General features: G+C 68.0%; 24 protein-coding genes and 1 pseudogene. 11 read left to right on the top strand and 14 right to left on the bottom strand.

What is annotated here, in order from left to right; genetic code table 11:
- Window positions 1-389 precede the first annotated feature (389 nt).
- Together D8M29_RS00615 and D8M29_RS00610 are read left to right on the top strand one after the other, a co-directional pair.
- Window positions 390-722, top strand: a complete 333-nt coding sequence (locus D8M29_RS00615) for a hypothetical protein (RefSeq protein ID WP_127435038.1) — start codon at window positions 390-392, stop codon at window positions 720-722.
- Between the two features lie 179 nt (window positions 723-901).
- Window positions 902-1,192 carry a hypothetical protein gene (locus D8M29_RS00610; protein ID WP_127435039.1) on the top strand — a complete coding sequence of 97 codons (291 nt, stop codon included), beginning with the start codon at window positions 902-904 and terminating at the stop codon, window positions 1,190-1,192.
- A gap of 114 nt (window positions 1,193-1,306) precedes the next feature.
- Here D8M29_RS00610 and D8M29_RS00605 read toward each other — a convergent pair whose 3' ends face one another.
- From D8M29_RS00605 to D8M29_RS00595, 3 genes are read right to left on the bottom strand one after another with little or no spacing between them, the layout of a single operon-like run.
- Window positions 1,307-1,630 carry a hypothetical protein gene (locus D8M29_RS00605; protein ID WP_127435040.1) on the bottom strand — a complete coding sequence of 108 codons (324 nt, stop codon included), beginning with the start codon at window positions 1,628-1,630 and terminating at the stop codon, window positions 1,307-1,309.
- 18 nt (window positions 1,631-1,648) lie between these two features.
- Window positions 1,649-1,894 carry a hypothetical protein gene (locus tag D8M29_RS00600; RefSeq protein WP_127435041.1) on the bottom strand — a complete coding sequence of 82 codons (246 nt, stop codon included), beginning with the start codon at window positions 1,892-1,894 and terminating at the stop codon, window positions 1,649-1,651.
- Window positions 1,891-2,508 carry a ParA family protein gene (locus D8M29_RS00595; protein WP_174233286.1) on the bottom strand — a complete coding sequence of 206 codons (618 nt, stop codon included), beginning with the start codon at window positions 2,506-2,508 and terminating at the stop codon, window positions 1,891-1,893. Before D8M29_RS00595 ends, D8M29_RS00600 begins: the two co-directional genes overlap by 4 nt.
- A gap of 163 nt (window positions 2,509-2,671) precedes the next feature.
- Here D8M29_RS00595 and D8M29_RS14430 point away from each other — a divergent pair, with 163 nt between their 5' ends.
- Window positions 2,672-3,202: a DUF4192 family protein gene (locus D8M29_RS14430; RefSeq protein ID WP_370450138.1), complete on the top strand. Its 531-nt coding sequence runs from the start codon at window positions 2,672-2,674 to the stop codon at window positions 3,200-3,202.
- Between the two features lie 16 nt (window positions 3,203-3,218).
- Here the strand turns inward: D8M29_RS14430 and D8M29_RS00585 are convergent, their stop codons facing one another.
- From D8M29_RS00585 to D8M29_RS00540, 11 genes are all read right to left on the bottom strand, one after another.
- Window positions 3,219-3,833, bottom strand: a complete 615-nt coding sequence (locus D8M29_RS00585) for an Eco29kI family restriction endonuclease (RefSeq protein WP_127435043.1) — start codon at window positions 3,831-3,833, stop codon at window positions 3,219-3,221.
- The gene (locus D8M29_RS00580; RefSeq protein WP_202975434.1) at window positions 3,823-5,052 is read right to left on the bottom strand and encodes a DNA cytosine methyltransferase; all 1,230 of its coding nucleotides are present in this window, start codon (window positions 5,050-5,052) and stop codon (window positions 3,823-3,825) included. The genes D8M29_RS00585 and D8M29_RS00580 overlap by 11 nt, the downstream gene beginning before the upstream one ends.
- 241 nt (window positions 5,053-5,293) lie before the next feature.
- The gene (locus D8M29_RS00575; protein ID WP_127435044.1) at window positions 5,294-5,896 is read right to left on the bottom strand and encodes a recombinase family protein; all 603 of its coding nucleotides are present in this window, start codon (window positions 5,894-5,896) and stop codon (window positions 5,294-5,296) included.
- Window positions 5,897-5,904: 8 nt separating this feature from the next.
- Window positions 5,905-6,951, bottom strand: a complete 1,047-nt coding sequence (locus tag D8M29_RS00570) for a zeta toxin family protein (RefSeq protein WP_161972195.1) — start codon at window positions 6,949-6,951, stop codon at window positions 5,905-5,907.
- Entirely contained in the window at window positions 6,938-7,405 is a 468-nt protein-coding gene (locus D8M29_RS00565; RefSeq protein ID WP_127435046.1) for a hypothetical protein, read from the bottom strand. The genes D8M29_RS00570 and D8M29_RS00565 overlap by 14 nt, the downstream gene beginning before the upstream one ends.
- Entirely contained in the window at window positions 7,320-8,657 is a 1,338-nt protein-coding gene (locus tag D8M29_RS00560; RefSeq protein ID WP_127435047.1) for a replication initiation protein, read from the bottom strand. Before D8M29_RS00560 ends, D8M29_RS00565 begins: the two co-directional genes overlap by 86 nt.
- Window positions 8,658-8,786: 129 nt before the next feature.
- Window positions 8,787-9,029: a hypothetical protein gene (locus D8M29_RS00555; protein WP_127435048.1), complete on the bottom strand. Its 243-nt coding sequence runs from the start codon at window positions 9,027-9,029 to the stop codon at window positions 8,787-8,789.
- Between the two features lie 55 nt (window positions 9,030-9,084).
- Window positions 9,085-9,660 (bottom strand): hypothetical protein, encoded by a 576-nt coding sequence (locus D8M29_RS14335; RefSeq protein ID WP_127435049.1) that lies wholly within the window; start codon window positions 9,658-9,660, stop codon window positions 9,085-9,087.
- Complete coding sequence (locus tag D8M29_RS00545; protein ID WP_161972196.1) at window positions 9,660-10,718, bottom strand: peptidoglycan DD-metalloendopeptidase family protein; 1,059 nt, start codon at window positions 10,716-10,718, stop codon at window positions 9,660-9,662. The genes D8M29_RS14335 and D8M29_RS00545 overlap by 1 nt, the downstream gene beginning before the upstream one ends.
- 10 nt (window positions 10,719-10,728) lie before the next feature.
- Window positions 10,729-12,195, bottom strand: a complete 1,467-nt coding sequence (locus D8M29_RS13560) for a hypothetical protein (RefSeq protein WP_161972197.1) — start codon at window positions 12,193-12,195, stop codon at window positions 10,729-10,731.
- Complete coding sequence (locus tag D8M29_RS00540) at window positions 12,188-12,397, bottom strand: helix-turn-helix domain-containing protein (protein ID WP_233490747.1); 210 nt, start codon at window positions 12,395-12,397, stop codon at window positions 12,188-12,190. Before D8M29_RS00540 ends, D8M29_RS13560 begins: the two co-directional genes overlap by 8 nt.
- Window positions 12,398-12,585: 188 nt before the next feature.
- Here D8M29_RS00540 and D8M29_RS00535 point away from each other — a divergent pair, with 188 nt between their 5' ends.
- The 8 genes and pseudogenes from D8M29_RS00535 to D8M29_RS00500 form a co-directional block, all read left to right on the top strand.
- A complete protein-coding gene (locus D8M29_RS00535) occupies window positions 12,586-13,185 on the top strand; it encodes a DUF6668 family protein (protein WP_127445751.1) in 600 nt (199 codons plus the stop codon).
- A 14-nt stretch (window positions 13,186-13,199) separates the two neighbouring features.
- On the top strand, window positions 13,200-13,472 hold the full coding sequence (locus D8M29_RS00530; protein WP_233490748.1) for a hypothetical protein: 273 nt from the start codon (window positions 13,200-13,202) through the stop codon (window positions 13,470-13,472).
- 37 nt (window positions 13,473-13,509) lie between these two features.
- Window positions 13,510-14,217 (top strand): hypothetical protein, encoded by a 708-nt coding sequence (locus D8M29_RS00525; protein ID WP_127435052.1) that lies wholly within the window; start codon window positions 13,510-13,512, stop codon window positions 14,215-14,217.
- Between the two features lie 170 nt (window positions 14,218-14,387).
- Entirely contained in the window at window positions 14,388-15,857 is a 1,470-nt protein-coding gene (locus D8M29_RS13480) for a hypothetical protein (RefSeq protein ID WP_153240276.1), read from the top strand.
- Window positions 15,857-17,374 carry an SCO6880 family protein gene (locus D8M29_RS00515; protein WP_127435352.1) on the top strand — a complete coding sequence of 506 codons (1,518 nt, stop codon included), beginning with the start codon at window positions 15,857-15,859 and terminating at the stop codon, window positions 17,372-17,374. The genes D8M29_RS13480 and D8M29_RS00515 overlap by 1 nt, the downstream gene beginning before the upstream one ends.
- Before the next feature lie 3 nt (window positions 17,375-17,377).
- The gene (locus D8M29_RS00510; RefSeq protein WP_127435351.1) at window positions 17,378-19,060 is read left to right on the top strand and encodes a hypothetical protein; all 1,683 of its coding nucleotides are present in this window, start codon (window positions 17,378-17,380) and stop codon (window positions 19,058-19,060) included.
- 49 nt (window positions 19,061-19,109) lie between these two features.
- Complete coding sequence (locus tag D8M29_RS00505; RefSeq protein WP_238692778.1) at window positions 19,110-20,750, top strand: type IV secretory system conjugative DNA transfer family protein; 1,641 nt, start codon at window positions 19,110-19,112, stop codon at window positions 20,748-20,750.
- A gap of 302 nt (window positions 20,751-21,052) precedes the next feature.
- Window positions 21,053-21,228, top strand: a pseudogene (locus tag D8M29_RS00500) (IS256 family transposase); the annotation flags it as partial.

Raw genomic sequence — 21,228 nt, 5'->3', positions numbered from 1 at the left:
CTCTTTCAGTGTACTAGACACCGAACGTCGGGTGCAACTCCTGGCATGGATTTTTTCGGCGGATTCTTGCGGGTGCTGGGCGTCGTCGTAGGCGCGTGCCTACGTCGGCACATGCCTAGTCGGTGGCCGTTCGAGCGTCTCCCCGTGCGGGCGCTGCCGCTGGGCTGCCCTGGTGATGGGAGAGGATTTCAGGCCGCTCTAGAGGCGATGGGCACCGGGTAGAAGCTGGCCCCGATCAGCCGACCCGCTGGGAACTACCCCCCGTCAAGGCCCCCTTGGTGACCACGCTGGGACGGGTGCCCTGTGGATGACTCGGGCCGTGGCGGACTTGGCGGACCATGATGGACGCACGGGCCGGCACGGGCCGGCCCACGGTCAAGGGGGAGAGCATGAGCACTTGGGATGACGAGCTGATGGAGCTGGTAGACGAGGACGCGCAGCGTGTGGCCGTGGAATGGGCGCAGCTGCACGAGCTGCCGCCGCTGGGTGACCCTGCCGCAGAAGTGGAGCGGGTGCAGTCCGTGGCGGCGGCGACGTTGGCCCTGCACCTGTCCCGTCGTTCCGGTGGGGATGACGTGATCGTGCCGGACGAACTCGAAAGGGAAGTCTTGGACGCGGCCCGGCGCGCCGATCCTTCGGTGTGGGAGTCCCTGCGTCCTGCTGATCCCTGGTCCCTGGTCCCTGGCCCCGTCGTGCTGGCGGCTTTGGGCGTGTCTGCCTGACGCTGGGTTGTCCCCGCTGGCGGCGGTGACCCGCTGCGGCCTCTGAGCGGCCTCCGCGCGCAGCGGAGCGAGCACGGGGGCCGCGCCGGGGGTCCAGGGGCCCGGCCCCTGGCGCGGGGGCGCGGGGGGCGGCGGGAGCCCCCCGCAAACGGGACCGGCGCGCGTGATGAGATGAGCTCGTGGACTCCCTGCGCGTGTACGACGGCCCGGCTTTCCTCGATCCTTCGGAGGTGGGCTCGGCCCGGTACGGGCGTGAGCCGCTGGTGCGGGTGGCGCTGCCGGATCGGGAGGACGTGGACGCGATGGCCTGCCGGTGGTCGGCCTCGCATGTGCTGGTGGCCTGGCAGGACCGTCCGGGCGGGCCGATGCTCCAGGCGTGGGTGCCGGCCGGGTGGGTGCAGCGGATCGCCCCGGACGCCTCCGCGTGGCATCGTCCTGAGGGACGCGACCCGACGCCCTGGCGCGAGTGATGACGTGAGCCGGGGAGTATAGGACACGCGGGCGCGGGTGCCGCCTGGTCGGGTCCGGCCCTGCACACGCACGACGGCCCCCGCCATGCTGGCGGGGGCCGTCGTCGTTGCGGCTCAGGGGTTGAGCTTCTTCATGGCCTCCTCGACCTGCTCCGCCGCTCCGTCCTCGTCCATGACAGAGGGCGGCAGGGCCAGGCCGATGGCCTCGATCTCCTGCTGCCATGTGGGCGCGTGCTCGGCGGGTGCGTGCTGCCGAAAGGCGACGTGATACGCAGCGATGACTTCGGCGGCGGCGGCGGGGCCTTCCTCGTGGAACGCCTCGGCGGCAAGACGGCCGGTGTCGTCCCCAACGTGAGGGTTCTCCGAGCAGTCATCACCTCGGAGAGCGGCATCCTTGCCGATGGTCTGAGCCTTAGCGATTCGCTGGGACTGGTTCACGGGTTTCTTCTTCGTTCGTCAAGGCAGGGGGTAGGCCGCTTCCACGGCCTCCACGATCAGTTCCTTCATGCTGGTGTCTCGCTCGAATGCGAGTCGTTTCAGGTGTTGGTGCAGCTCCACGGGGAGGTTGAAAGAGGTGTTGATGACTTCCCGGGCCGGCTGCGTAGTGAATGCGGCGCGCATGTCCGCTGCCTGCTTGGGCGCGAGGGGTGCGGTGGTGGTGCGGCGGCGGCCGGTGATGTTCGATTTCGGCGCGGGGGTCATCGCTGGGTCAGCTCCTCAATCTCGTGGGCCAGCTCGGCCCACAGGGTCAGCTGGGCGGGGGTGGGCCAGGTGCCGGCGGCGCACTTGATGGCCTCGCGGCGGGGGATCATCGTGGCGAAGTAGGGCACGCCCTCGGCGTCGAGCACGGCCACGGCGTCAGCGTGGGTGCGGGTGCGGGTGTCGGTCTTGTTCAGCAGCACCACGGAGCGCATGCCCGGCCCCAGGGCGTCCACGGTGGCCCACACGCGGGACAGGTCCAGGCGGCTGGCCTCGGTGGGGACGATCACCAGGTCAGCGCGGGCGACGGCGGCGGTCTGCGTGGCGGGGTCGCCGGGGGCGGTGTCGATCAGCAGCACATCGGCGGCGCACTGGCCGCGCGTGAGCAGCGAACGGTTCACGGCCTTGTGCGCGATCGGCAGGGCCTCGCCGCTGGCCTCGGCCGCGTCCTGCATCCATTCGGACGCGCTGCCCTGCGGGTCGGCGTCCCATACCTCGACGCTGCGCCCGGCCTGTTGGAAGGCGGCCGCAAGCATCATCGCGGTGGTGGTCTTGCCGACTCCGCCCTTTGAGTTCAACGTCACGATGGTCAGCGGCATGGTCCCGTTCTCGGTCATCTGTCCTCCTTGGTCTTAGGACTGCGGCGCGTGCCACATACCTCTAGCCTATGCCCACATGGCTATGTAGGCAAGTAGTCATGTAGGCATTCCGAGAGATAGACGATTCGATCGTTATCCCCCTACCGTGGCCAACCCCCTGACCGGCCACTGCTATTTGGGCATGCTGGTACTCATGGGAAGCAATAGGGGATATGAACCCGGACTGATTACGGTCATGGCCTCATGGGAGCGCATGTTGAGCGGGGCTAACCACCTCGGAGACCCTGCGACGTTAGAACGTGACCTGGTTCGGGATTTGCTTATAGCCGCAGCGGCGGGGTCGACAGGGCAGGCGCTGGCGGGTGCGGAGGTATTGCGCGCTGTCCCGGCGGGAACTGCGGCACTGTATGGTCAGACACCCACTTTCGGGGATGGAGAGTGGTTCTCCGCCACGATGGTGGGGGACGAGGTGACTGTGGGGCCTCGAGTAGAGCGGTTACGCATGTGCGCTCGTAGCCTTTGGGAAGGGGCCGAAGCGTCTAAGCGTGCGCAGGCGAATGCAGGGACACTCTGGGGCTGGGCCGCATGGGTAAGCGGTCACACTCCGGAGGCCCGCGGTGCACTGGTCGCCGTGCTGGACGCACAACCCCAGCATTCTGCGGCAGGGCTACTGCTGCAGGTGCTGGACTTCCGGCGGACCCAGGGCCTGTAAGCGTCGCCCGGATAGCTCAGATGCGCTGGGAGAGGAAGCCCTCGATCTCCTGGATCACGTTGGCTCGGATCTCGTCAGGGTTCTCGGGCATGACACCCTGGCGGTCTCGGCCAGGGTGAAGGATGTCCCAAGTGCTGATCTTGCCGCCCGTGCGCCCCGATCCCTGGGCGTTAACTCCGAAACCGGCGACGAGCTTGTTCCACACGCATGCGGTGCGCTGGATCATGACGGTCTCGGCCAGGGGAATCCAGACAGGCTCGATGACGAGCCAGCGGGCATGAAAGTCGCTCAGGTTGAGGTTCTGCGCAGCTTCAAGAGAGCGGACATGTTGGCGCAGGCGGCCGCGCAGAGCAATATTGCTGCTGGCATCCGCCAGAGCGTCCCCGGAGCGAGCGCCCGGGGGGATGGCCTTGCCCACATAGATCGCGTGTTTCCAGGCCCCGTTCGCGTTGGCCGCCGCCATGCGGCGGTAGGCAGGGAAGTTGCCCGTGTAGTAGATGGCGTAGACGCCAGCGCCGTACATGGAAGGCAGGTTATCCATCGGCACAGGTTCTACGGCTTCGATGGCGCGGGCCAAGGATTGGCCGATGTGTTCCATCGACAAGGGGTTATAAACGGCCTCAGAACTCATGAGACAGCTCCATTGGCAGCGGCAGGGTGCGGGTGTCTACGCTCTGTCGGGCCTGAGCGAGCTGGAGGTGTTCGGCGACGACTCCGAGGATGCGTTCAGCAAGGATCACGGGGACGGCGTTGCCCAGCTGGCGCATGGCTTCGCCCCAGGCTCCATGCAATGCCCAGCGATCTGGGAAGGTCTGGATGCGGGCCGCTTCACGGACGGAGTAGTACCGCACTGAGCCGTCAGGGAAGCGCATCATGTTCTCGCCCCCGGGAACACCATGCACACCGGCTTTGAGAGCCTTAGAAGGCTGGTCCAACGGGGAGCCTGTGTGACCCGGGTAGATCTTGGCTCCCGCCTGGAGCCGGTGGTCAAGCCAGCAACTCGATCCTTTCTCGGTGGGCTCAGGCATTCCGGCCAGGGCATCGCGGACAGTTCGCCAGGGGGAGGTGTCCCCGGCATCCGCCGATGTGCCCACGATAGGTTCGCGCTCCCGCAGGGGAACCTGGTGACGGTCCCAGTAGGTGCCGGCGGCGCTCTGGTCGGCGGCGAGGGCGGCTTTGGAGTGCGTGGGCTCAGGGAAGGCGAACTCGGCTTCAAGGTCACTGCGGAAGCCGACGAAGATCACGCGGTGGCGTTGCTGAGGTGCACCGTAGTCGGCGGCGTTCACTGTTCTGCGCACGAGTCGGTATTGCAGATCCGAGGAGACAGTGGTGTGTTCACACTGAAGCCGGCGGTAGTGCTCACCCCATGCTTCGTTCTCTCGCGGTCCCATCTCTGGGTGCTGGAGCTGGAGGTCGATGTACGCCAGGTAGTCAGAGAATGCCTGGCGAGTCAGGCCCCGCACGTTCTCGATGACGAAAGCTCGCGGGCGCAGAGTGCGGATTACCTCGACGGTCGCTGGGAACATGTCCCGTTTGTCATCAGCGGCGCGGCCTAGACCGCCGCCGGAGAAGGGCTGGCATGGCGGGCCGCCGGTTACGAGGTCCACCCCCTCCGGGATGACAGACCAATCCATCTCGCGCACGTCGCCCTCGATAATCCGGCAGTCATGAGGGATCAGGGGGTGTCCAGCCGCCTGGTTCTGGCGAAGGGTGTCACAAGCCCAGCGGTTCCATTCAAGAGCCGCTTCGGCTTGGAATCCCGCGAGATGGGAGCCCAGCAGGAGGCCTCCACCGCCGGCGAAGAGTTCGACGCTGCGCATCCCTGAATCGTAACCGAGCAACGGATCCAATAACGGAGTATCACCGGAGGGAGCCTGAATGGCTGGCTTCGCGGGGGCTGCCGCCGCCCCCGCACCCCCGCGCCAGGGACCCACCCCTGGACCCCGGTTGCGCCCCCGTCCTCGCTGCGCTGCGGGCAGGGCCGCTCGTGAGCGTGTGGGCCGCCGTGATCCTTGGGGTGAACGTGGGGCCGGCTGGGACGGGCCGGCACGCCGTGGGTGCGGGCGCGGGGGAGGGGCAGGGAGGGGAAGATCAGCGGTCGGAGGGTGTCGCGTTGTAGGTGCCGCTCTTAACGCGGGAGATGGTGCGGAGGGACACGCCGTGCATGGCGGCGAGGTCGGCGTTCGAGATGGTGCCGGCGGCGGCTTCGATGGCGGTCACCTGCTGGTCGGTGAGCACGCGGCGGCGGCCGCCGGTGCGTCCTCGAGCTCGGGCGTGGGCCAGGCCTTCGCGGGTGCGCTCTCGGAGCAGGGATCGTTCGTACTCAGCGAGGGCGGTCATAACGTGCACGACCATCTGGCCGGCGGCGGTGGCGGTGTCCAGGTCCAGGTCGAGCGCACGGACGCGGACCCCCGATTGGGCCAGCTCGTGCAAGGTGGTGAGGGTGTCGAGCATGGATCGGCCCAGCCTGTCGAGGCGGGTCACGGTGAGGGTGTCGCCGGGGCGGAGGAAGTCGTGGGCCGCTGCTAGTCCGGGGCGGTCGGCTCGGGCACCACTGGCCACGTCCTCGAACACGCGAACGGCCCCCAGCTGCGTGAGGCGTTCGCGCTGCTCTGCCAAGGATTCGGCCTGCCCGGCGGTGGAGACGCGGGCGTAGCCCACGAGAGTGGAGGAGGCGGGCTGGAGTGGTTGCATGGCGGGGTTCATCGTTCGAGCCCTGGTTCACGGTGGGGGGTCTGTTGCGGCCGGTGGGGCGTGGTGGGCGTGGCTGTGCTCGTCGGTGGCCGCAGGGTGGGTCGGGCTTGGGTCGTGGCGCGGGTGCGGTCTCGGGTGTCGGCTAGGGCAGCGTCCATGAGGGTGGTCAAGCCAGCGGGGCGGCGCAGATGCGTCACCACCTCGGGGGAGTGAGCGCCGGCCTTCCACTGCTCGGGAGTGATCTCGAAGCGGTGGAACTCGGTGACGTGCTGGCTTTCGTGGGCCACGGTTTCGGAGATGCGGCGGGGCTTGGACTGGCCGGCCTCGTCGTAGACGCCATGCACGACAGCGGCCGGCACCCAACGCGGTTCCGCGTTCTCGTCTCCAGCCAAGGCCTGTTCGTAGCCGGCACGCCAGCGGCCGCGTGTGCGCTCCAAGGAGGCTTCTTGTGGGACTTCAACGTCGATGATCCGTGCGGTGTATCCGTGTGCGTTGAGCGTGTCCATCAGCGCGCGGGTCCTGTTCTCGTCGGACATGACCCCGTCGATCAAGAGGTTGGCTCCACTCGCGATGGCCTGGGCGCGCACATGCTGCGTGAGGTAGGAGGATTCCTCGTGGACGAGCGCGGCCAGCTCCAGGGGGAAGAACTGTTCGCCTCGGTCCCGAGCGGCCTGAACCTCGGGGTGGGCGAGGTAGTGGGCTTCTAGACTGCCGTCCTCTTGGGCGTGGGCGAGGAGTCGAGTCTTGAAGTGGTCGGCGTCCAGGTGGAGGTAGCGGGCGCCTTCCTCGGGGGTGAGGACGTTCCCCAGCGCGGTGCTCTTGCCCGCGCCGGGCGGGCCGGCAAGGAAGATCGCCTGTCGGTCGTGGGCCAGCGCAGGGGTGGCGTCGTACAGCTCTCGGACGAGTTGCTTGTGGAGGAGCTGACGTGGGGGAGTGGGTGTGCGTCCGTTCCACCACAGGGGGTTGGCGGTGCTGGCGAGGGGGCTGGTAGGTGCGATGACGCCGGAGGCGGTCAGCGCAGTCAGCGTGCGTTCGTGATCGTCAGCGGTCCCCATGCATTTGAGCGTAAAGGTCCGCGTAGTCAGCATCAGAGAGCTTGTCGTTCCAGTGAGCTGCGGCGACCTCCCCGAACTCACCGGGCTGGGTCACGGTGTAGGCCGGGTCATCGGTGGGTGCGGGGTCGATGTAGGGGTAGCTGGCGAGGTAGGAGAGCACTTCGTCACGGGGCAGGAGGCCGGCCGCGTAGAGGTCGATGACTTCGGCCGGCCACAGCGGATGTGTGGCGGGCCTGTTGGCCAGGCTCGTGCGGGCGCGGGCGAGGTATTCGCTGATGCTCGACTGGGCTCGGCCGAGCGCACCGGCAAGCTGCTGCTGGGTCACTCCCAGGTCGGCAGCCTTGACGAGCTGCACACGGCGGAGCACGTCAAGGGCGGTCGGGATGCCCTGGAGGTGTGCAAGCTGCTCGGTGGCCTCGTCGGAGGTGGTCGGGGGGATCAGGCTCAGGGTCATGGGGGCACCTCTTTCGTCCACCTACAGGGTATCGGGTACCCGATACGGAGGGAAGTCGCTGCACACCGGAGCGCACGGGGGCCAGCGCGGGGGAGGGGTGGGGCCGGGAGGGCCGCGCCAGGGCACCCTGACGCTCCGATGATTTCCGCTGGGCGGGGGGCTGGTTCAGCCAAGTGCGGACGGTGCGGGCAGTGACGCCCATCCGCTCCGCGATCTGCGCGGTGGTGGCTCCGTCTGCGGCCTGCTGGTGGGCCTCAGCGGCGCGAGCGGCTGCCTTCTGGGCGCGCACATGAGCGGCACGCTGGGCGGCGGTGACGCGCTGGGCACGCTGGGCGGCGGTGCCGCGTGAGCCTCCGATGCGGCCGCGCTCGGCTTGGCGGCGGCGGTAGGCGTCGGAGAGGTGGCCGTGTCCTCGGCCGCGGAGTCCATTGCGCGTCCGTTGGCGGGCTTCGTATCGCTCGATGGAGCGGATGATCCCGGCGACTTCGGCGGCGGGCAGGGGAGGGGCGCACAAGCTGTTCGCGTGAGCGGCGGCCTGGGCCACGGTGCCGGTGCGGCGCAGACGGGCGTAGTCGAACACGAACTGGTTGCGTTCGCCCTGCTCTACGGTCATGGACGCCTCGGCCGCGCTCACGAGGGCGCGGGCGGTGTTGGTGTCTCGGCGGGTGCCGGTGGCTGTGTGGACCTCGGGGGAGGGCCAGGTGCCGTGCTCAATCATCTCGGCTCGCAGCGTGCCCAGGGATCGGGGGGCGGTCGGTCCCCAGATCACGCGGCCCTCGGTGGCCCATCCGGTCCAGGTGGGGTTCCACTGGCGTCGGTTGGTGAATGCGGGGTCACCTCCGACGGCGGCGGTGAGGGCGGCGCGCACGTCCTCTGCGAAAGCTATGGGGGCGGGGCGGGCGTTCGGTCCTACGGTGACGTGCTCGATGATCCATCCGGCCTGGACGTGGCCGTTGCGGCCCTTCTCGATGATCCATGAGGGCTGGGGTACGTCGGCGGCGAAGATGCGGAGCAGGGAGTCGTCGTGGTCCATGTCCACGGTGAGCACCCACATGACGCCGCCGGGGCGGCGTCCGGTGCCGGCGGTGACGGGATCGACGAACTGGAAGTGCTCGATCCCGTGACTGATCTTGCGGACGATGCCGCGTGCGGTCTTGTCGTGGCACACGGTCACACGTGTGGCGACGGCAGGGGCCAGCTCCACGAACGTGGGGGGCTGGGCGATGAGGGCGTGACTTGGTACGCTAGTCACGCCGGAACCTCTTTTGATTATGCATCGTCTTGGGGCTCTCGGTAGGGGATTCCGCCGGATGTTTGGCGACGGTGGCGGAATCCAGATTTCAGGCGGTGGTCCTCCTTGCCGGGAGGGCCACCGCTTTTCTTATGGGGTCTTGGCCTCCTCGACGCCGGGCAGGGGGTCGGTGGAGGGGGTGGGCAAGTTCCAGCCCTCGGGGATGCCGTGTTCATTCGGGGTTCCCGAGAGGGCTGCGCCTTCGACAACCGCCCACATGGGAAGGCCGGTCTGGTCAGCAATCTGGTCCAGACGCTCCTTCACTTCTGGCCGGACGCGCACGTGCAGCTGCACAGTGTCGGTGCCTCGCGGGCGTCGCGGTGTGGTCGTCATGCGACCGATGGTACCGGTACCGGGGGCGAGGTGGGAATAGGTGTGTGTGGGCATGTCACTCGGTCGGGGATGCCGCCGTAGTACGGTCGGTGTAGGTGTAGTCGTTGATCTTGGTTGGGTCGTTCGGGTCGAAGGTGAACGTGTAGTACCGGATGGGCGTGCCGGCGCGGGGCAGTGCGCTTCCGTCTGGACGCTTCCAGCTCCAGGTGGCGCGCACGGCCACGCCGGGGGTGTCGGCTTGCGTGTTGAGACTGACCACGGGCTCGGAGGTGGCGTGCTCCTCGGCTGCGGCCGTCCACTCGGCCCCGCTGCTAGGCCGTTCGGGGGTGATGACGCGGGCGGCGCGTTCATCGGTCATCAGGTGGCGGGCGCGCAGCTCAGCGTGGGTCTGGGTCGCGTCCTCGGCTGGGTTCCAGGTCGTCATGATGCGGGCGGCTTCCAGCGCGATTGCCTGCTGTTCGGCGGTGACCTTGGGGTGTGCAGCGTGCTCGGGGGTGGCTGGCTCGGCGGTGGCCGTGGCGGGCGCGCTTGTGGTGAGCGTCGGCAGCGGCTCGGGTGCTGGCTCCTTGGCGGTGCAGCCGGCCAGGGCGAGGGCGGTCAGGGCGAGGGCGGCGGCGTGGAGTTTCTTCATCACTGGTACCTCAGCGGGACGTTGTGGGACAGGAGGATGGGTTCGGGGTCTACGGGGGTGCCGTCTTTAAGGATCATGAAGTGCAGGTGCCGGCCGTTGGCGTCGCCCGATTGGCCCTCGGTGCACAGGGGCGTGCCTGCGGCGACGGTCTGGCCGGCGCGCACGCGATGGCTGCCCTCGGCGCAGTGCAGGTACTTGAAGCCGATGCTGGGGTCATCGGGGGCGTGACCGATCACGGGGAGGCCGGCGTCCCAGTTGGTGCTTACCTCGGTGATGACCAGATCGGTGGCTGCCACCACGGTTCCGGTGCCCCCGCTGGTTGCCACGTCCAGGCCGTTGTGGTTGGCAACGTAGTCCGCGCACCCCACGCCTTCGACGCACCCGCGATAACCGAAGGGGCTGGTGACCCACGAATCGGCCAGGGGAAGAACCCACTTGCCGGAACCGACTTCTCCGATCACGTCTCCGCCGGGGATCGCGCAGCTGCCGGACCCGGCTTGGGCTAGAGACATGATCTGGCGGACATAGTTCACGGTCTCCTCGATGGGCGGAATGCCTCCGGCTGCCAAAACGACGTTGTGCCCGGCGTTGTACGAGGCTAGGGCGAACTCGATGCGCTGCTGGTCGCTGGTCACCAGGGAGGCGGTGAGGCGCTGGAGCTCGGCCATGTAGCGGCCCTGGGCGTCGATGGCGGCGAACGGGTCGAACGGGTCTTTGCCATTGCCCCACACGGCCCAGGTGGAGGGGATGAACTGCGCCATTCCCTGTGCCCCGCTGGAGGGTTGGACCGTGCGGGGGTCGAACCGGCTCTCGGTCCACAGCTGGGAGGCGATGATCGCCGGGGGGAGGTTCGCGGTCTGGGCTGCGGCGTTGATCGCGTCCTGATACTCGGGCGGCACGACCATCTGCTCCCCGTCCACGGACGCCCCACAGGAGACTAGGGCGCTCTTCTTCTGCTCATCCTCGGCGGCCAGGCTGATGATGAACAGGGGCGTGAGGATCACGAGGAGGAGCAACGCGCCGGCGGCGGCAACGAGCTTGCCCTTGGAATCGTCCATCGGGGGCCTTTCAGGCGCGGGGGGCCGCGTAGAGCACGGTCTGATCGAGCGTGGGGGCGACGATGTAGGCGGCTCCCTCGGTGATGACTCGCGGGGGCACGTCCGTGTCGGTGAACGTGCGCCACGGCGTCGGAGAGGCGTCACGTTTGAGTCTGAGGGTGGCCGGCTGACGCTGGTGCGTGCCGTAGAGGGTGGCCCCATCTGCGGCGGTGGCCGTGAAGTCCTCCAGTACACGAGCGAAGGGCTGTGCTCCGGTGGAGACCAAGACGGAACCCACAAGCAGCAACGAGCTCCCCAGATCGCGGGTGCGGGTCTTCTGGTCGATGCGCTCGGGCACGGCCTTATCCATGAGCACAGCTCCATCGGCCGGGCGGATCAGAGCCAGGCGGCTGCCGCCCCTGATCCTCCACGCGGTGAGCACGGTCTCCGGGCCGGTGGCCCATACCGCCACGGGCGTCTGCGTGGGGGCATCGGAGAGGGCGAGGCGGTGCTCGCCGGTCTTGGAGCCTTGGGCGTCGAGGTGGTCAACGCGGTCGGCCCCGATGGCGTGCAGGGTGCCGTCAGCCTGCCGCAGACCGGCACGGGTGCCGGCGGGGATCGTGATGCGCCGGGTAGCCATCTGCGCAGCTGGCACGTCCACGAACCAATCGGGGAGCTCGATGAAGGGGCCGGGTCCGTTCAGCTCGGCCCGGAATCCCTGCTCGAGCCGGTAGGTCGTCGGGGCCACGGGCGCGCCGGCCACGGTCGGGGCGGTCAGTGACCAGATGCTCAGCTGCGTGGCCGTGGTGACACCGATGCAGTCCTGGCCGTCCCAGGTGATGCGGCGGGCGTCGTGGATTGTGTCGGGGGCGGATGCGCCGGCCCACTGGGGTTGAGCGGTGTCAGGGTGACGCAGGGTGAGCACTCCGTCATCGGAGACGGTGCCGATGTGGCCGCTGGAGAGCACGCACACGTCAGCGGATCGGCCTACGGGGATGGACCATCGCGCGCTGCCGGAGAACCCGGGTGGGGGGGCCACGGGAATCTGCGCGCCCGCGCCCGGCACCTGCCAGGCCGGTGGGGCCTTGGGGGCAAGCAACCGGGGCAGGGCCAGAGCTGCGCCACCGCCGGCGGCACCGAGTAGCGCCAACGCCCCGCCTCCCAGCAGCAGACGACGCCGGGTCAGCCCTGCGCGGGTTGCGGTCTCCTCGGGCGGGGTTGTGTCGTAGGTGTCCCCGTCAGCGGTGACCACCATGCGCCAGGCGTCATCTTCCGGGGTGGTCACGCGCACTCGCACGGCCTCCAGCTGGCGGGCCGTGAGCTGGGCGACCACCGCGTCGATACCGGCGTCGCGCAACTCCTGGCCGGGTGCCCGCTCAACGGGCGCCCCATCCAGCGTCACCGTCTCCGCGGCTTCGTCCAGGTGCAGGGTCAGCACCGGGAACGGTGGCACCGTGGCGGGGTCGAAGCCGGGATCGGCGGGCAGTGAGTTAGGCATCAGATTCCTCAATCCCATCGGCCGTGACCAAGAAATCTCGCAGATCGGCCTTCCTCACCCGTCGCAGTCGCTCGCCCAGCACCAGGGTTTTGAGCCCTGCCTTGTGCTGCCAACGCAGCACGGTGGCGGTACTGACGCGCAACAGGTCGGCGATCTCCTCCAGAGTCAGCACCTCGGGCAGATCGGCAAGCAGCTCGTCCACAGCGGCAGCGTCGTTCACAATCACTCCTCTATAGTCCATGCGGGAAATAAGCGAGTCAAGCGACATACGACGCACTCGCTACATGTCCGACTTAGACGACATGCGTTGCATAACGAACACAGAACGTCTAACCTGACATGTAAAGGCTAGAGGAGGGGTGCATCGTGAGCAGACGAACAAACCCGTTCGTGAAGCGGGAGGCCGCGATCACGCAGCCCCCGGAGGAGGCAGTGCTGCACGACAGCCTGCTGGGAGCGCGACTCATGGAGAGCGGCCCGGCCTCGCCCGACGCTCTTCCTATCTCACCAGAAGACGTGACCTCGGAGGCCTGGCCAAAAGTACAGATTTCCGCGATTCCTGAGAGCCACATCACAGTGATGGGTCTGCATGGAGGCGCGGGGGCCTCGACGCTGGCCGCCCTGATGGGTGAGGGCGTGGGCGACCACGGCCAGGCATGGCCTGAGCCCCCTGACGGCCAGGCACTCGGGGTCGTGGCGGTGTTCCGTAGTCACTGGCGCGGCTTGGAGGCCGCAGACCGCTTCGCGGAGCAGTGGGCCGCTGGGATGCTTACCGGCTCCGTCCTGCTCGGGCTGGTCATCGTGGACGACGGCCCCGCGCTCTCGGATGGCCAGCGCCGCGCGATGAAGCGCCTGCTGAAAATGACTCCCCGGGGGACGCGCATCCCCTGGGTGGAGGCGTGGCGACACGCTTCTCCTGACTCGGGGCGCATCCCGGGTCGTATCACCCGCATCACCCGCGCGCTGCATCAGGCAGCGGCGGATCTCTGAGAAAGGACAGCCTCGTGCTTTTCGAGACTGCAATGACCGTGGCCGGCAACATCCCCAACATCACTCCTGAGCAGCCCCCGGGCACCGATGGCCTCACCACGGCCCTGAACTGGCTCTCGTGGATCGTCATCATCCTGGGTGTGGCCGGCTTCCTCGTCTCGGCCGGCACCCTGGCCTTCGCGGCCCTGACGGGACGCGAGTTCAACAGCGGCAAGGGCCTGTTCCTGTCGATCATCGTCTGCATCCTCGCCGTCTCCGCCGGCGTGATCTTGCAGACCTTCATCTGAGCACCCGCCCCTAGAAACCACGGATCGGAGACCTGAGATGGCATCGACCGACGACACCCCAACCGCTTCGCCGTTCGGCCGGCGCTGGATCATCTCTGGAGCTGTGGTGCTCCTGGCCCTGGCCCTGGCCGTGTTCCTGGCCGTGCGCGGCGGGGCGGACAAGCAGCCGGCGGATTCTCCCGCCGCTGCCACGTCCGCCCCGCCTGCCGCCACGGGCGAAGCTGTGGCGACGCCCACGGCCACCACTGCGGCATGCAAGCCACCGAGGACGAAGGACAAGGACATTCCCACGGAGGCCCCGGCCGTCTCGTGGGAGCGCCACCCCTCTGGCGGCGTCGTGCCTGTGTCCAAGGAACACGGCCCGACTGCACGGGAGGGCGACGCCTGGCGGTGCAGCTCGCGCACCGCCAGTGGCGCGCTCATGGCTGGAATCAGCCTTGTCTACAACTTTGCTACGGGGGATAAGTCCTCGGCGGTTGACGGCCCGAATCGGGAGAAGCTGTTTGCAGAAAGCCAGTACGGATCAAACACGGAGTTCGGGGTCGTGGAGGGTTACCGGGTTCTGCTCGCCACCGAGAATGAGGCTGAAATCGAGTACCTGCTTTCTGGCGCGGGTGCGCTTGGGGTTATGCGGGTGCCGATGGTGTGGGATACGGAAAGGCAGGATTGGGCGCTGGATAGCTCCTCAAATGATCTGAGCGTGACCATCGTGCAGGATCGCGACGGCTTCACGGCCTGGCGGTGACGCTCATGGCTGCCCTTGTACCTCCTCTGTATGCGTCCATCTCGCCGGTGGCGTCTTCGGCGGCCAGCGGTTCGCCGGAACAGTGCTCTCCCCTGGACTTCGTTTGCAAGGGAAAAAACGCGATTGGGGACGCGGCAAAGGGGCTTGCTAACGAGACTATTACGAACTTCGTGGAGAGCATCGTTGAAGGCGCGGTGAACATTTTGCGCCAGATCGGGACGTGGTGGATGTCCGCCCCGGGGCCGTATTTTGACAATCCTATTGTCCAGGACATGCGGGATAATCTCTCTTGGTTCGTCTGGTTCTTCGGCGTGGTCGGCTTCCTGCTCGCGCTGGGTCGGCTGGTGGTTACCGCCTACACCTCGGGCTCGATCCGCGAGGGTCTGGTCTCCATCGGCGCGCTGTTCCTGAACATCGTGCTCGCCACTGGCGTCTACATCGCACTGATCCCGATGCTGCTCAACGCGGGTGACTCCGTGGCGACGTGGCTCCTGGACCAAGCGACGGATAACGCCGACTTCGCCACGTTGGCGCAGCCGATGGCCGCAGAGGCGTTCCTGGCGTCCCCGGGCACCGCGTTCTTGCTGGCCCTGTGCCTGTTCATCGGCGCTATCGCCAACTTCCTGATGCTGATGCTCCGCAACGTCCTGTTGCTGGTGCTGATCGTGGTTCTGCCGGTCATCGCGGCCGGCTCGAACACGGAGGCAGGGCGGCAGTCGTGGCGGAAGGCTAACGCCTACTTGATCGCATGCCTGCTCATGAAGCCTCTCACCGCCGCAATCTACGGCTTCGGATTCATGCTGCTACAGGACTCGGGGGAGGACTTCGGGCAGGTCATCGCCTCCTCGATCAGCGGCATTCTGCTCTTGCTCATGGCAGCTCTCGTGCTCCCGACGCTGGTCCGGTTCCTCTCGCCCGTGGCTGCCACGGGGATGAGTGGTTTCTCCGGCGCGGGCCTGATCGGGGCTGGCGTGGGCGTGGCGGCTGGTGCAGCGATGATTGCCGGCGCGGGAGGCGCGGGCGCGGCGGCTATGGCTGGCGGTGCCTCTCGCGCGGGCGGAGGCTCTGGCGGCGCTTCCATGGGCGGCGCTGGTGGTGCCTCTACGGAGGGCACTGGCGGGAATCCTACGGGTGGAACTGACTCGGGGGGCACCACGGCCCCCGGCGTGACTCCGTCCGGCACGGCCTCGGCTCCCACCACGGCCCCCGGCACCAGACCCTCGCGTGTGGACTCGGGAGGCTCTAGCGCGCCCGGCACCAACCGCTCCGACTACGGAGGCGGGGGCCGCGCGGACGCCCCGGGCGCCGGGGCCTCCGAGGACAGCGGCACGGACTCGGCCCCCACCACTGCCGAGGGCGGCGCAGCTACCGCCGGAGCCACCGCCCCTGCCGGGGACGGCGGCAACGGACCCACGGACGCGCCGGGCTACACCGGACCCACCGGGGCCACCGCGCCCACGGGCGGCGCAGCTCCGACTGGTGGCACCCCTACGGGCAACGGCAGCCGTCCGGCACCTCGGCCGCGCAAGACGGCTGGTCGCATGGCGGATGCGGCGCGGCAAGCTGCTGAGTTCCGCGCCACCACGGCGGGCCTGGACCCGTCCAAGATGATCGACGCCGAAGAAGGGGACGAGTCCTAATGAGCACTGCCACCCGTGAGCCCCAGCAAGGCGTGTTCGGGAATCTGACCGTGCCGCGCCGCTCGGGCCTGTTCGGCCTCACGTTCCTTCAGTCGGCGGCGTTGATCCCGCTCGTACTGCTGTTCATCGCGCTGATCGCCACGGGCCGGTTCCTGGTCGCATTCGTATTGGTCGGCTTCACCGGCCTGGTCATTCTGCTGATGAGAATCAAGGTGCGCGATGGGCGCACGGTATTTGGGAGGGTCGCTGTGCGCTGGAATCAGAAACGCAAGGAGAGGGCGAAGAAGGACATTTATCTCGCCGGCCCGACGGGGGCCGGCACCCCGGACGGGGCCACGCGCCTTCCCGGACTCATGGCCCGCTCGGAGCTGAGCGAACACGCGGACGCCTACGGCCGCCCCTTCGGCCTGGTCCGGCTCTCCTCCCGCGACGTGCATCACTACACGGTGGTGTTCGAGGCGTACCCGGACGGCGGTTCTCTGATCGACCCGGAGCAGCTGGAATCCCGTGTGGCTCATTGGGCGAACTGGCTCACGCAGCTGGGCCACGATGAAGGCATCCGGGGCGCTCAGGTGTGCATCGAGTCCTCGCCGGATTCAGGGTTCCGTGTTCGGAATCTGCTGGAGACGAACCGACGCGAGGGCGCACCTGAGTTCTCGGATGCGGTAGTGAACGAAATCCTCGAGACGCACACCGTGGGCGCGCCGCAGCTCGTCGCGCGCCTCTCGGTCACCTTCGACGGCCGGCGCATGGACGGCGGGAACAAGGATCGCGGCGTGGCCGAGATGGCGGAGGAGATCGGCAACAAGATCCCGGAGCTGACTGCGAACCTGGCGGGCACGGGCGCGGGCAACGTGCAGGTGTGCACGGCTCAGAACATCGTGGATTTCACGCGCGTTGCCTATGACCCCACCGTCGCCCCGATGGTGGAGGAGATGCAGGCCAACGGTGCGGGCACGGGCCTGTCCTGGGAGGAGGCCGGCCCCTCGTTCATGGTCGATGGCTTCGACACGCTCCAGCACGACCGCGCGTTCTCGCGTTCGTGGACGATGTGGCAGGGCCCTAACGGGCACTTCCGTTCCAACGCGCTCTCGCGGATCGTGGAGCCCCAGGCGGACGTGCTTCGCAAGCGCGTCACGCTGCTCTACCGGCCCATCCCCTCGGCGCGGACCTCGGCACTGGTGCAGCAGGAACAGAAGGATGCGGTGTGGGCAGGCTCGCAGTCGCGTTATGACGCTCGCGCAGCTCAGCGTCAGGCAGCGGCGGCGAAGACCGCCGCTGAGGAGGCTCAGGGTGCCGGCCTGGAGCGGTTCGGCCTGATCGTCACGGTCTCGGTGCGCGATAAGGAGGAGCTGCGGTTCTGGGATCGCCAGGTGCCCGCCTTGCTCACCCCGGCCAAGCTGCGCGTCCGCACGGCGCTGGCAAATCAGGCCGTGACGTTCCAGGCCGGTATGCCGCTGGGTCTCGTGCTGTCCGACCACATGCTGATCCCTGAAAGCATCCGAAAGGGGATGTGAGACATGAGCACCGACGAGATGACGGTCAATGAGGCCCCCGGGTCGCCGCGAAGCGCACGCGAGGAGCGCGCCGAGCTGGGCCGACGCAAGCTGATGGAGGGCCTGACGCTTTCCAAGCGTGATCTGCGCCGGCTGGGGCGCCTGGAGAAGCGCCAGCGCCAGGCCGCGCAGAAAGCCGAGAAGGAGGCCCAGCGGCGCGCTGGCGGGGTGTGGCAGAAGTGGGCAGAGGCTCGCGCGTTCAACGCCTCCCGCCCCGGACCTCGGGGCTGGAACCGGCCTGGCGGCGCGCCGGCGACCGTCCTGGAGGATTTGTTCGAGGTCCAGGGCTCGGCCGTGCAGGTGTGCGGCATGTTCCCGTTCACCGCCGGGGCGGGGCTGCCCGTCGTCGGCGTCCCGCTGGGCTCCCACCTGCGCCGCCGCTCCCTGGTGTGCGCCGATCCGGTCTCCTGGTTCACCTCGGGCATCATCTCCAACCCGTCCGCGTTCGTGCTGGGCCAGCCGGGTCTGGGAAAGACCTCCCTGGTCCACCGCATCATCACGGTGCTCTCCAACTGGGGCGTGATCCCGCTGATCCTGGCCGACTCGCGGCCGGACTACGTTCACACCATCCGATCCCTCGGCGGTCAGGTCATCACGTTCTCGCCCGGCCACGGACACATCAACCCGCTGGACCTGGGGCCGATGGTGCATCGGCTCCACCAGATCAAGGACGCTTCGGCCCGACAGGTCGCCTTGGACGAGATGACCTCGCGCCGGCTCTCGCTGATGAAGGGCCTCGTGGGCATGATGCTGGGTCAACCTCTGGCCCCCCATGAGGCGTCGGTGCTGGCCCTGGCCGTGCAGATGCTCGATCCTGAGTTGAAAAACCCGCCGCTGATCCCCCAGCTGACCGCGTTCATCCAGTCGGCACCGGAGGAGCTGCGGGCCGTGGCCCTGACGTATGAGGACGGGAACGCCTACAACACGCGCGTTCAGGGCTTGCTCGACGCGCTCATTTCGCTGGGTCCGGCCGGCCCCTACGGCACCTTGTTCAGTGAGCCGACGTCGGAGCACCTGGAGCTAGGACGCCCGGCCGTCTTCGACATCTCCGGGGTGAACGAGAACGACGCCGTTCTCATGGCTGCCGTCCAGTCACTGTGCTGGAACCTGGGCTCGGCCACCGTCTCGGCCGAATCCCACCTCGCGGCCGACGAGGGCCGACGCCGCCGCACCTACCTGCTGGTCATGGACGAGCTGTGGCGGGTGCTGCGCGCCTCCGATGACATGGTGCATTTCATCGACGCGATCACCCGCCTGAACCGTGGTCGGGGCATCGGCCAGATCATGGTCACGCACACCATGAAGGATCTGAAGCTCTCCGAGCAGCACCTCACCGATGTGGCGTGGGGCTTCGTGGAGCGGTCCGCGATGGTCTTCCTCGGTGGGCTGTCTGAGGGCGAGATGGGCAACCTGGAGGAAGTGTTCGCACTCACGCGGGCAGAAGTCTCCCAGCTCTCGGACTGGATCGGTGAAGCCCCCGTGGACCCGTGGACCGGCCGGGCCGGGCTGCGGCCGGGCGCGGGCAACTTCCTGTTGAAGACCGGCAAGGAGGCGGGCATCCCGTTCCACACGCAGCTCACGGCGCTGGAGAAGGACAACACGAACACGAACCGGGATTGGGAGATGACCAACGTTGACGTTCTCTGATCCTCGCGCGGGCCGGCGCGCTCAGCCGGGAATGGCCGACACCGGATGGATGGTCGCCACGGGCGCACTGTGCGTGGTGCTGTGCCTGGGCGGCGTCTGGGCCGGGGTGGGACTGCTCACCGCTGGCGCGCCGGCCGGGACCGGGCTGCTTGACGTGGTGATGCTCCAGGCTCGGGGCCAGCTGCCCGTGAGCGTCTGGCAGATCGTGGCCCTCGTGGGCGCGCTCGTGCTGCTGGCCCTGCTGGGTATGGCCGGGTGGAAAGTCATGGGCGGTGGTTCGAGGTCGCGCGTGGACCACCTGGCCCGGTCCATGTCCCGGCCGCGCGATTTCAAGGAGATGACCGGCGCGGCCGCGACCAAGGACGCCGCCCGTCTCCACGCGGACGCTGCGGGGCCAGGCGTGCCGCTGGCGAAGCTCACCAACGGCGGGCGGATGCTCTATGCCTCGTGGGAGTGGGTGCAGACCTGGATCATGGGCCCGCGCGCGGGCAAGACCACTTGTGTCTGCGTGCCGCAGATCGTGGAGACCAACGGCCCGGTGCTGGCGACCTCCAACAAACGGGACATTGTGGACCTCACGCGCGGGCCTCGCTCGGAGAAGGGCGTCGTGTGGGTCCACGACGTGCAGGGGATCATCGGTGAGCCGGCGTCGTGGTGGTGGAACCCGCTCTCGTTCGTGACCTCGATGATGCGCGCCGAAGAGCTCACAGACGTGTTCGTGTCCTCTGCCACGACCACGGGGGCGCAGGCGGATGCGTACTTCGAGTCGGACGGTAAGAGGCTGTTGGCGCACCTGTTCTTCGCCGCCGCCGTGTCGGGCCGGCCGATCACGGACGTAGCCCGCTGGGCGCAAGACCCCGAGGACGACTCTCCGGTGCGTGAGCTGCGCGCCGCCGGACACGGCCAGCTGGCCGAGTCCCTGGCCCAGATTCAGGGCCTCACGCCCAAGCAGCGTGATGGTGTCTACGGCACGATGCGCCCGTGGGTGAACGTGCTCACCTACGACTCGGTGATCCCGTGGATTCGGGACACCGGGGAAGTCGGCCGGCCTGAGTTCGACCACCGCCGCTTCGCGTCCACCACTGACACCCTGTTCCTGATTTCCAAGGAGGGCGCTGGAACCGCGCGGGCGATCACCGGCGCGCTGACGATGGCGATTCTCACGGAGGCCGAGGAGCACGCGGCATCTTTGCCCTCGGGGCGGCTCTCCCCGCCTCTGATGGGCGTGCTCGATGAGGTGGCGAACGTGTGCCGCTGGCGACAGCTGCCGGACGTGTATTCGCACTACGGCTCACGCGGGATCGTGCTCTCCTCGTTCTTCCAGGGCTGGGATCAGGGCGTGGAGGCGTTCGGGCGCGAGGGGATGCGGAAACTGTGGAACGCGAGCAACGTCCGCGTGGCCGGTTCCGGGCTCCAGGATGCGGACTTCCTGCCGTTCTTGTCCCAGGTGGTCGGGGATCGTGACGTGGTGCGCCGCAGCTCCTCCGCCGGCGGCCGCGGCGGACGCTCGGTGTCCACATCGGTCCAGCGCGAACGCGTGCTCGACGTGTCTGACCTGGCGGCGATGCCGCGCGGGCGGGCCGTGATGAGCACCTCGGGCGCGCCAGCCGCGCTCGTGTCCCTACAGCACTACAGCTCCAAGCCCTACGCTGCGGCCGTGAAGGCGTCCCTGGAGCACTTCGAGCCCTGAGAACGGCGACTATCGCGTCCAGGGCAGTCCGTAGGCTGACAATCACCCAATCGAACCGGAGGAGTGACCATGGTGGACACAGATAAGACCGACGATCAGTACCCCAAGATGCAGGCCAGTGCCATGATGTACGTCCCCGGGCGCGGCCTCGTAATCGTGGATCACGACAGCATCAGCGAGAGTTGAGTCCCGCATAGTGGTGTAGCGCCCGGTGGTCGGGCGTGTCGTCTCAGACGTGGACGCGGCCACCGTGTGATCCGTCGAGTCAACCTTCCACAGAATCCTCGAATGGAGTCATCACGATGACCGCTCCTCATATTCTCGACCCTGCCGGCCTGCTCGGAGAAGCCTTGTCTGAAGCGTCCCCGGACATGATGCGCCATCTGCTGCAGACCATGATCAACACCTTGCTGTCCGCGGATGCCGACGCGGTGGTCGGTGCCGAATGGGGCAAGCCCAGCTCCTCGCGCACTGCTCA

The organism is Micrococcus sp. HSID17227, assembly GCF_003989405.1.
Taxonomy (GTDB): domain Bacteria; phylum Actinomycetota; class Actinomycetes; order Actinomycetales; family Micrococcaceae; genus Micrococcus; species Micrococcus luteus.
Note: the sequence above shows the minus strand (reverse complement) of the source record. Positions and strands in the feature narration are given on the sequence as shown.

What these genes read in the sequence shown, in the direction of transcription:
- D8M29_RS00510 (WP_127435351.1), top strand. Translation starts at nt 17,378, where the DNA reads ATGAGCACCGACGAGATGACGGTCAATGAGGCCCCCGGGTCGCCGCGA.
- D8M29_RS00575 (WP_127435044.1), bottom strand. Translation starts at nt 5,896, where the DNA reads ATGCAACCACTCCAGCCCGCCTCCTCCACTCTCGTGGGCTACGCCCGC.
- D8M29_RS00565 (WP_127435046.1), bottom strand. Translation starts at nt 7,405, where the DNA reads ATGACCCTGAGCCTGATCCCCCCGACCACCTCCGACGAGGCCACCGAG.
- D8M29_RS14335 (WP_127435049.1), bottom strand. Translation starts at nt 9,660, where the DNA reads ATGAAGAAACTCCACGCCGCCGCCCTCGCCCTGACCGCCCTCGCCCTG.
- D8M29_RS00615 (WP_127435038.1), top strand. Translation starts at nt 390, where the DNA reads ATGAGCACTTGGGATGACGAGCTGATGGAGCTGGTAGACGAGGACGCG.
- D8M29_RS00525 (WP_127435052.1), top strand. Translation starts at nt 13,510, where the DNA reads ATGGCATCGACCGACGACACCCCAACCGCTTCGCCGTTCGGCCGGCGC.
- D8M29_RS14430 (WP_370450138.1), top strand. Translation starts at nt 2,672, where the DNA reads ATGCTGGTACTCATGGGAAGCAATAGGGGATATGAACCCGGACTGATT.
- D8M29_RS00545 (WP_161972196.1), bottom strand. Translation starts at nt 10,718, where the DNA reads ATGGACGATTCCAAGGGCAAGCTCGTTGCCGCCGCCGGCGCGTTGCTC.
- D8M29_RS00600 (WP_127435041.1), bottom strand. Translation starts at nt 1,894, where the DNA reads ATGACCCCCGCGCCGAAATCGAACATCACCGGCCGCCGCCGCACCACC.
- D8M29_RS00595 (WP_174233286.1), bottom strand. Translation starts at nt 2,508, where the DNA reads ATGACCGAGAACGGGACCATGCCGCTGACCATCGTGACGTTGAACTCA.
- D8M29_RS00585 (WP_127435043.1), bottom strand. Translation starts at nt 3,833, where the DNA reads ATGAGTTCTGAGGCCGTTTATAACCCCTTGTCGATGGAACACATCGGC.
- D8M29_RS00570 (WP_161972195.1), bottom strand. Translation starts at nt 6,951, where the DNA reads ATGGGGACCGCTGACGATCACGAACGCACGCTGACTGCGCTGACCGCC.
- D8M29_RS13560 (WP_161972197.1), bottom strand. Translation starts at nt 12,195, where the DNA reads ATGCCTAACTCACTGCCCGCCGATCCCGGCTTCGACCCCGCCACGGTG.
- D8M29_RS00515 (WP_127435352.1), top strand. Translation starts at nt 15,857, where the DNA reads ATGAGCACTGCCACCCGTGAGCCCCAGCAAGGCGTGTTCGGGAATCTG.
- D8M29_RS00555 (WP_127435048.1), bottom strand. Translation starts at nt 9,029, where the DNA reads ATGACGACCACACCGCGACGCCCGCGAGGCACCGACACTGTGCAGCTG.
- D8M29_RS00505 (WP_238692778.1), top strand. Translation starts at nt 19,110, where the DNA reads ATGGTCGCCACGGGCGCACTGTGCGTGGTGCTGTGCCTGGGCGGCGTC.